This is a genomic window from Bacteroides sp. L10-4, from assembly GCF_013373675.1.
GTDB lineage: Bacteria > Bacteroidota > Bacteroidia > Bacteroidales > Bacteroidaceae > Bacteroides > Bacteroides muris.
The window spans coordinates 48,951-57,712 of the sequence record NZ_JABXJH010000026.1 but is presented as its reverse complement, the minus strand read 5'-3'; the positions used below and the strand labels follow the sequence as shown (position 1 = coordinate 57,712).

Annotated in this window: 5 protein-coding genes; 1 reads left to right on the top strand and 4 read right to left on the bottom strand. The window is 48.4% G+C overall.

Annotated elements, in window-relative coordinates; genetic code table 11:
- Positions 1 to 438: 438 nt before the first annotated feature.
- Both scpA and mutA read right to left on the bottom strand, forming a co-directional pair.
- A complete protein-coding gene (gene scpA / locus HU824_RS10210) occupies positions 439 to 2,586 on the bottom strand; it encodes a methylmalonyl-CoA mutase (RefSeq protein ID WP_176468757.1) in 2,148 nt (715 codons plus the stop codon).
- Position 2,587: 1 nt separating this feature from the next.
- The gene (mutA, locus tag HU824_RS10205; protein WP_176468756.1) at positions 2,588 to 4,486 is read right to left on the bottom strand and encodes a methylmalonyl-CoA mutase small subunit; all 1,899 of its coding nucleotides are present in this window, start codon (positions 4,484 to 4,486) and stop codon (positions 2,588 to 2,590) included.
- A 268-nt stretch (positions 4,487 to 4,754) separates the two neighbouring features.
- Here mutA and HU824_RS10200 point away from each other — a divergent pair, with 268 nt between their 5' ends.
- Positions 4,755 to 6,416 (top strand): putative transporter, encoded by a 1,662-nt coding sequence (locus HU824_RS10200; RefSeq protein WP_136009848.1) that lies wholly within the window; start codon positions 4,755 to 4,757, stop codon positions 6,414 to 6,416.
- Positions 6,417 to 6,510: 94 nt separating this feature from the next.
- Here the strand turns inward: HU824_RS10200 and HU824_RS10195 are convergent, their stop codons facing one another.
- On the bottom strand, positions 6,511 to 7,140 hold the full coding sequence (locus tag HU824_RS10195; RefSeq protein WP_136009849.1) for an AAA family ATPase: 630 nt from the start codon (positions 7,138 to 7,140) through the stop codon (positions 6,511 to 6,513).
- An 83-nt stretch (positions 7,141 to 7,223) separates the two neighbouring features.
- Positions 7,224 to 8,579: an MATE family efflux transporter gene (locus tag HU824_RS10190; RefSeq protein ID WP_176468755.1), complete on the bottom strand. Its 1,356-nt coding sequence runs from the start codon at positions 8,577 to 8,579 to the stop codon at positions 7,224 to 7,226.
- Positions 8,580 to 8,762 lie beyond the last annotated feature (183 nt).

The window sequence follows — 8,762 nt, the reverse complement described above, 5'->3', positions numbered from 1 at the left end:
GGCATAGAGTTGAGTATTATTTTGTTTGACCACTTTAAAGATACTCATTTTCTGCGATATACAGAAAACTCTATGCCTTCTTTTATACCCTCTTATAAACTTTCATGCTGACTTGCGAAACTTAAATTAAATAAGTAATCAGATTGTTTGGCAGGGATGAATCCGTTACCAATGCTTGATGCGGAGGTAGCGGATTTTTTTGTTTCATAAAAAAAAGGGGAAGAAACGAAAGATACGGACATAAAAAAAGGAGTACCGCTGTACTCCAACCTTTGTTAACCTTAAATCTAATACTATGAAAAACACATTGCAAAGATACGGACTTCTGATAAATCTGCAAATTATCCAAGAGAAAAGACATGTTTTATAACACAGATTAAGAAAAAAGGACGGATATGCAAACGCACACCGTCCTTTTTTAACATTTAACATGTCGGATTATTCTTCATCCAACAAGATTTCCAATATCTGGCAAGCAGCCTTGGCAACCGGAGTGCCGGGGCCGAAGATGGCAGCTACGCCTGCCTTGTAAAGGAAGTCATAGTCTTGTGCGGGGATTACACCACCGGCAATCACTACGATGTCCTCACGTCCCAACTTCTTGAGTTCTTCGATAATCTGCGGAACCAATGTCTTGTGTCCGGCAGCCAATGAAGAAACTCCCACTACATGAACGTCGTTCTCGACCGCTTCGCGGGCAGCCTCGGCAGGTGTCTGGAACAAAGGTCCCATATCCACGTCGAAACCACAGTCGGCATAGCCGGTTGCAACAACCTTGGCACCGCGGTCGTGACCGTCCTGCCCCATCTTGGCTACCATGATACGAGGCTGACGTCCCTCTTTCTTAGCAAACTTCTCCGCCAGTTCACAGGCACGGTGGAAGTCGCTGTCATTCTTACTTTCTGATGAATACACGCCTGATATAGTTCTGATTACTGCTTTATAACGTCCTACAATCTTTTCGCATGCGTAAGAGATTTCTCCCAAGGTGGCACGCACGCGAGCCGCCTCTACCGCCAGCTCCAGCAAGTTCCCCTCTTTCGTTTCCACGCACTTCGTGATGGCCTCCAAAGCCTTCTGCACTGCTGCCTCGTCACGTCCCTCCTTCAAAGTCTTCAAGTTGGCAATCTGCTCCTGGCGAACAGCCGTATTGTCGATTTCAAGAATATCAATCGGAGCTTCTTTCTCCAGACGATACTTGTTCACGCCGACAATGGTCTGTGAACCACTATCGATACGGGCTTGCGTACGTGCAGCAGCCTCTTCGATACGCATCTTGGGAATACCGGTTTCGATGGCTTTTGCCATACCGCCCAGCTTCTCTACTTCCTGAATCAGCTCCCAAGCCTTGTGAGCCAGCTCATTAGTCAGACTCTCCACATAATAAGAACCTCCCCATGGGTCTACATTCTTGCAAATGTAAGTTTCTTCCTGAATATAAATCTGCGTATTACGTGCAATACGTGCAGAGAAATCCGTCGGCAAGGCAATAGCCTCGTCAAGAGCATTGGTATGCAATGACTGGGTATGTCCCAATGCAGCAGCCATCGCCTCGATACAAGTACGGCCCACATTGTTGAACGGGTCTTGCTCTGTCAATGACCAACCGGAAGTCTGGGAGTGCGTACGCAAAGCCAGCGACTTCGGATTCTTCGGGTTGAACTGCTTCACAATCTTTGCCCACAACATACGCGCGGCACGCATCTTGGCAATTTCCATGAAATGGTTCGTCCCGATGGCCCAGAAGAAAGAGAGACGCGGTGCGAAGGCATCGATGTCAATGCCTGCGGCAACACCGGCACGGAGATATTCCAGACCGTCAGCCAACGTATAAGCCAATTCAATATCCGCCGTAGCACCGGCTTCCTGCATGTGGTAACCGGAAATGGAAATGGAGTTGAACTTGGGCATCTTTTGAGAAGTATATTCAAAGATGTCCGAGATAATCTTCATGGAGAATGCAGGCGGATAAATATAAGTATTACGCACCATGAATTCTTTCAGGATATCATTCTGGATAGTACCTGCCATTTCTTCCAGCTTGGCACCTTGTTCCAGACCTGCATTGATGTAGAATGCCATGACGGGAAGCACGGCACCGTTCATAGTCATAGAGACGGACATCTTGTTCAAAGGAATTCCATCGAACAACACCTTCATATTCTCCAAGGAACAGATAGATACACCTGCCTTACCAACGTCACCCACTACACGTTCGTGGTCGGGGTCGTAGCCACGGTGAGTGGCCAAGTCGAAAGCTACGGACAAACCTTTCTGTCCGGAAGCCAAATTACGACGGTAAAAGGCATTTGATTCTTCCGCTGTGGAAAAGCCTGCATACTGGCGGATGGTCCAAGGACGCAACGTATACATCACCGAGTACGGACCACGCAGATAAGGAGGAAGCCCGGCAGCATAACCCAAATGTTCCATTCCCTCAAGGTCTTCTTTTGTATAAACAGGCTTCACCTCAATGTGTTCCGGCGTTTTCCAATCAGCATGGATGCCGTTAGCCTTTTGCCACTCAGCACCGTTGACGGGCTGGAAAGCGGCATATATATCTAAGTTTTTAAAATCTTTTCTCATCTTACTTCAAAAGTTTAGCGTTGTATTCCTTTAATGTTTCCAGCACGTTGACACGGACATGGATAAAGTTCTCGATACCGGCAGCCTTCAGGTCGTCCATGCAGGCAGGAGCACCGGCTACGATAAACATGGCACGACCGTTCAGAGCCTTGAAGGCAGGAACAGCATATTCCGCATATTCATCATCACTGGAGCACAATACCACGATGTCGGCCTTGGCAGCCATTGCAGCTTCTATACCTTCTTCTACGGTGGAGAAACCGAGGTTGTCTACAACTTCATATCCGGCACAAGCCAAGAAATTGCAAGAGTACTGCGCACGTGCCTGGCGCATGGCCAAATTGCCGATAGTCAGCATAAACGCTTTCGGACGTTTGCCGGAAGCCTCCGTTTCAAGACGCAACGCTTCAAATTCGCTGGCAGCACGGTCAAAGTTCAGTGTCGGAACATCTTTTTCGCACGTATGTCCGCCGCCGCAACAGCAAGTAGCCTCAACCGGTTTCTTATCTCCGGCCTTTTCAGTGAAATTAGGGAACTGGTTAGTACCCAACAGCACTTCCTTGCGCTTGGCAACTGCGGCATGACGCGCCTTGTTGCTCTCGTTTACGGCAGCCTGCACTTTTCCGGCTTTTACAGAAGCATAGAAACCACCGTCTTCTTCTACAGCGAGGAAGAGTTCCCAGGCTTGCTTGGCAATAGAGACGGTCAGGTTCTCGATATAATAGGAACCTGCAGCCGGGTCAATAACCTTATCGAAGTGCGATTCTTCTTTCAACAGCAATTGTTGGTTACGCGCCATACGCTCAGAGAACTCATTAGGAGCATCATATGCCTTGTCGAACGGAGTAACCGTCATCGAGTCAACGCCAGCAAGGGCTGCACTCATCGCCTCAGTCTGCGTACGCAACAAGTTTACGTGTGCGTCAAACAGAGTCAGGTTGAATGAAGAAGTTTCCGCATGAATCTTCATCTTGGCAGCACAGCGGCATTCGTTTTTCTCGCCCTTATTTTCACAGTCACGCAGACATTCAGGGCTGTAGGAAGCTACAATATTCGCCCACAGCATACGCGCAGCGCGGAATTTAGCTATTTCAAGGAAGTAATTGGAGCTGATACCGAAATTGAACTTAATCTTCTTGGCTACCATTGCGGCAGGCAGGCCGGCATCGACCAACTGATTCATATATTCATTACCCCAAGCCAAAGCATAGCCCAGTTCCTGGAAGATATAAGAACCTGCATTGTTTAATGTCAATGCATTCACATTCAGTACACGGTATTTCGGCAGGGAAGCGGTAGCCTCGAGCAGCGCCTTGGCCGTTGCCACCATATCACCTTTCTCTTTACCTTTGGCCAGCATCTTGTTGAAGTAGTCATAGTTGATGGAGCCCTGCAACTTCGTCAAGTCATAATCCTTTTTCCGGAAATAAGCGACAAGAAGTTCCGCAAGTTCCACCACATGCCCCTGGCAGGTAGAGAAGTTCAACTCGACACATTCCGCGCAGATATCTTTCAACAAGGTTTCAATATACTCCGCACTCAGTTCCTTGGCCTTTACATGGAAGGAAAGTGAATCCACGCCTTTATTCAAAATGTCCAATGCCTTGACATTAGCCTCTTTGGGGCATTGCACTTTGATTTCCTGACGAACAAGCCATTCATTGTTGTCTTTCTTGGTACCTCTGAGATAAGGGAACTCGCCGGGAAGGGCATCTGTCGTCTTTAAACCTTCGAGATCTTCCATACGGTAGAAAGGTTTCACCTTAAATCCTTCGTTTGTCTTCCAAACGAGCTTCTTCTCGAAATCCGCCCCTTTCAGGTCTGCGGTAACTTTCTCCATCCACTGTTCGGTGGAAACGGGAGAAAAGTCGGAGAAGAGTTTTTCTTTACTGTCTGCCATAGTTTATTTAAAATTAAAATAGATGAATACTATTCATTTTGTCATCAAGAGACTTGCAAATATAAGGAAATACTTAGAACAAAATATTTTTTTAGGGAAAATTGCACTTGCCGGTGACTTTATGCCTATACTGATTTTGAGCATTTGCCGGACGGACACCATACTTTTGCAAAGCTGATATGGCAAAAAGTGCCACAAAGCTTTTGCCACCTCCTTTTTATTAAGTAATTTTGCGCGAATTTTAAACAACGACATATTAATAGGTACAATGAATTGGTTAGAAAGTTTGCTATGGGACCCTTCATCTGTCGCTCACATCGTTTGTTTGTATGCATTCGTAATATCTGTGGGCGTATTGCTGGGTAAGATTAAAATTTTCGGGGTATCGTTGGGAGTTACATTTGTTCTCTTCGCAGGTATCTTGATGGGGCATTTTGGTTTCACGGGCGAAACACACATCCTGCATTTCATCCGCGAGTTTGGTTTGATTCTGTTTGTATTCTGCATCGGCTTGCAGGTCGGTCCATCCTTTTTCTCCTCCTTCAAGAAGGGAGGTATGCGGCTCAACGCACTGGCCGTAGGCATCGTCCTGCTGAACATTACTGTGGCATTGAGCATCTACTTCCTTGACGGCAGCATCGACCTGCCCATGATGGTCGGCATCCTCTACGGTGCCGTGACCAACACTCCCGGACTCGGTGCCGCCAACGAAGCGCTGAATCAGCTTCACTACACGGGCGACCCTATTGCGCTGGGTTATGCCTGCGCCTACCCCCTCGGTGTAGTAGGCATCATCGGCTCCATCATCGCCATCCGCTACATTTGCCGGGTCAACCTCAAGAAAGACGAAGAGGAGCTCAGCAGTCAGGAAGCCGACAATAAGCACCAGCCACACATCATGAGCCTCGAAGTCCGCAACGAGTCTATCTCCGGAAAGACGCTTATCCAGGTAAAGGAATTCCTCGGACGTGCTTTTGTCTGCTCACGCATACGCCACGAAGGCCACGTCAGCATTCCCGACCACAAGACCATCTTCCATACGGGCGACCAAATCTTCATCGTCTGCTCCGAAGAAGACGCCGAAGCTGTAAAAGCTTTCATCGGCAAGGAAATACAAATGGACTGGGAAAAGCAAGACACCCCGATGGTATCGCGCCGCATCCTGGTAACGAAATCGGAAATCAACGGCAAGAAGCTGGGCGACATGCACTTCCGCAGCATGTATGGCGTAAACATCACCCGTATCAACCGCTCGGGTATGGACCTCTTTGCCGATCCTAATCTGGTGCTGCAAGTGGGCGACCGCGTGATGGTAGTAGGCCAGCAGGATGCCGTAGAGCGTGTAGCACGCGTGCTGGGCAACCAGTTGAAACGTTTGGATACTCCGAATATTGTAACTATTTTCGTGGGAATCTTCTTGGGAATCTTGCTGGGTAGTCTGCCTATCGCATTCCCGGGTATGCCGACACCGGTAAAACTGGGTCTGGCAGGTGGACCGCTGGTAGTAGCCATTCTCATCGGCCGTTTCGGCCACAAAATGCATCTTGTGACGTACACCACCATGAGTGCCAACTTGATGTTGCGCGAAATCGGTATCGTGCTTTTCCTTGCCAGTGTCGGCATAGAGGCCGGTGAGCATTTTGTGCAGACGGTAGTGGAAGGCAACGGATTGCTATACGTAGGCTACGGATTCTTGATAACCGTCATTCCTTTGTTGGTAATCGGCATGATAGCCCGTTTCTACTGCAAGGTGAACTATTTTACTTTGATGGGATTGATTGCAGGTAGCAATACAGACCCTCCCGCACTGGCTTACTCCAACCAGACGGCAGGCAACGACGCTCCGGCAGTGGGCTACTCTACGGTATATCCGTTGACCATGTTCCTGCGTATTCTGGCAGGGCAGATGATATTGCTGACAATGATGTGATGACACCCATTCACTGAAGAACAAGAAAGGCTGCGCAATGTTGGTTTAAACCCGACTGCGCAGCCTTTTATCTTTCATCTCTCTCCGGAGATTCCTAAAGTCTCAGCTTCTTCTTGACGAACTCTTCTATAAAGTCCACTGTAGCATCAATACCCAATACGGAAGAATCGACACACAAGTGGTATGTTTCGGCAGCCCCCCATTTCTTGTAGCTATAATAATTATAGTATTCGGCACGCTTCTTATCCGCTTTGTTCATCATTTCTTCCGCTTCATGCTCAGAAATGGAATGAATCTGGCAGAGGCGTTTGACGCGCTCCTCATTGGAGCAGGAAATAAAAACATTGACACAGCGTGGATTGTCCCGCAGAATATAGTCGGCACAACGCCCCACAAACAGGCAGGACTTCTCCTCCGCCAACCTGCGTATCACATCGCTTTGCACTTTGAACAGAGCATCATTGCTCAGGCAATTCGTGACCGGGATAGCCCCGTCGCTGACAAAAGGGAAACGCATGCCGAAGAGTCCTCCGATAATGCCTTGCGAGGCTTTCTCATCAGCTTTTTCAAAAAACTCACAACACAGTCCACTCTCCTCGGAAGCCAGCCTGATCAGCTCCTTGTCATAAAAATCAATACCCAGACAGGCAGCCAGCTTCTCGCCTATTTCCCGTCCGCCACTACCAAGCTGACGGCCTATATTGACTATAAAATTATTATCCATACACTTGTTCATCTATTGGTTTGCCGATAGCAAATATAAATATTCTTACGGAATATCTGCAGAAAGCATAAGAAAATTTCATATCAACGTGCCGCAGCCGCCTTAAACTTGCGGAATTGGCAAACCAGCATCACCAGCGCTATCAAACTTGCCAGCAAGTCGGAAACCGGCATACTATACCACACCCCTGCCGCTCCGAAGAATCGAGGCAGAATGAGCAGGCAAGGAAGCAGAATCAGCATCTGCCGGGTAAGGGAAAGGAATATCGCCTTACCCGCCATGCCTATGCTCTGGAAAAAGTTGGAAGTCACCATCTGGAAACCGATAATGGGAAAGAACATGACTGTAATACGCAATCCAGTAGCCGAAAGTTCCGTCAGTTCCGCATCCGATGTAAAGATGCTCACCACAAGGTCCGGAAGCAGCATGCCTACCAGAAAGCCGAAAGTGGTCACCGCCGTGGCATAGACTATGGTCAGTTTCAGCACCTTGTTCACCCGTCCATACAGCTTCGCCCCGAAATTATATCCGGCAATGGGCTGCATCCCCTGGTTCAATCCCATCACAATCATCACGACGATGAAGACCAGACGGTTCACTATGCCGAAAGCCCCGATGGCCAAGTCACCGCCATGTTTCTTCAGCCCCTGATTGATGAGAATCACAATGAAGCAGGCAGCCAGGTTCATCAGGAAAGGAGACATGCCGATAGCCAGCGAATCGAATACGATCTTACGTTTCAGACGGAATATCCCCCGATGAAAATGCAACAGTTCATCCTTGTTGCTGAACAGCCTGAACTGCCATGCCAGCGACAGCACCTGTGCCACAATGGTAGCAACGGCAGCCCCCCGGATGCCCCAACCGAAACCATAAATAAATACCGGGTCAAGAACCGTATTGACAACCACCGTAGCAACGGTGGCATACATCGCCTTCTGCGGATGTCCGGAAGAGCGCAGCACTGCATTCAGCCCCAGATAGAGGTGCGTAACGGCATTTCCCAAAAGAATAATCTGCATATAATCCCTGGCATAGCCTATCGTCTGGTCACTGCCTCCGAAGAAATAGAGAATCGAATCGAGAAAGAGCATGACAATGACAGTGAAGGCCACTCCCAGCACCACGTTCAGAACAAAAACATTGCCCAGCACACGCTGTGCCGTGTCATAATCCTTCTGCCCCAGTTTGACGGAAATCAGTGTGGAAGCCCCCACACCCACCAGCGAGCCGAAAGCCGCAGCCAGATTCATCAGCGGGAAAGTCAGCGCCAATCCCGAAATAGCCATCGTGCCCACTCCGTGGCCGATGAAGATGCTGTCTACCATATTATACAAAGAAGATGCGGTCATTGCGATGATTGCCGGAACGGCATATTGCATCAAGAGTTTTCCTATACTTTCCGTTCCCAGCGCCGTGGGAGTCTTTTGTCCTGCCATATACTATACCTATTTACTTTTTACAGAGCACAAAAGTACTCAATTTTCGGAAAGCGAGCAAGCAATCGGCCAACCATTAGTGAAGAGGCAATTGAAAGCCGGACAAGTCCTTCGCTCATATAGGAGGAAAAGAGGCAAGCCCCTTATCACAAAGTATATCTTCAGCCTGAAGATTTACATATT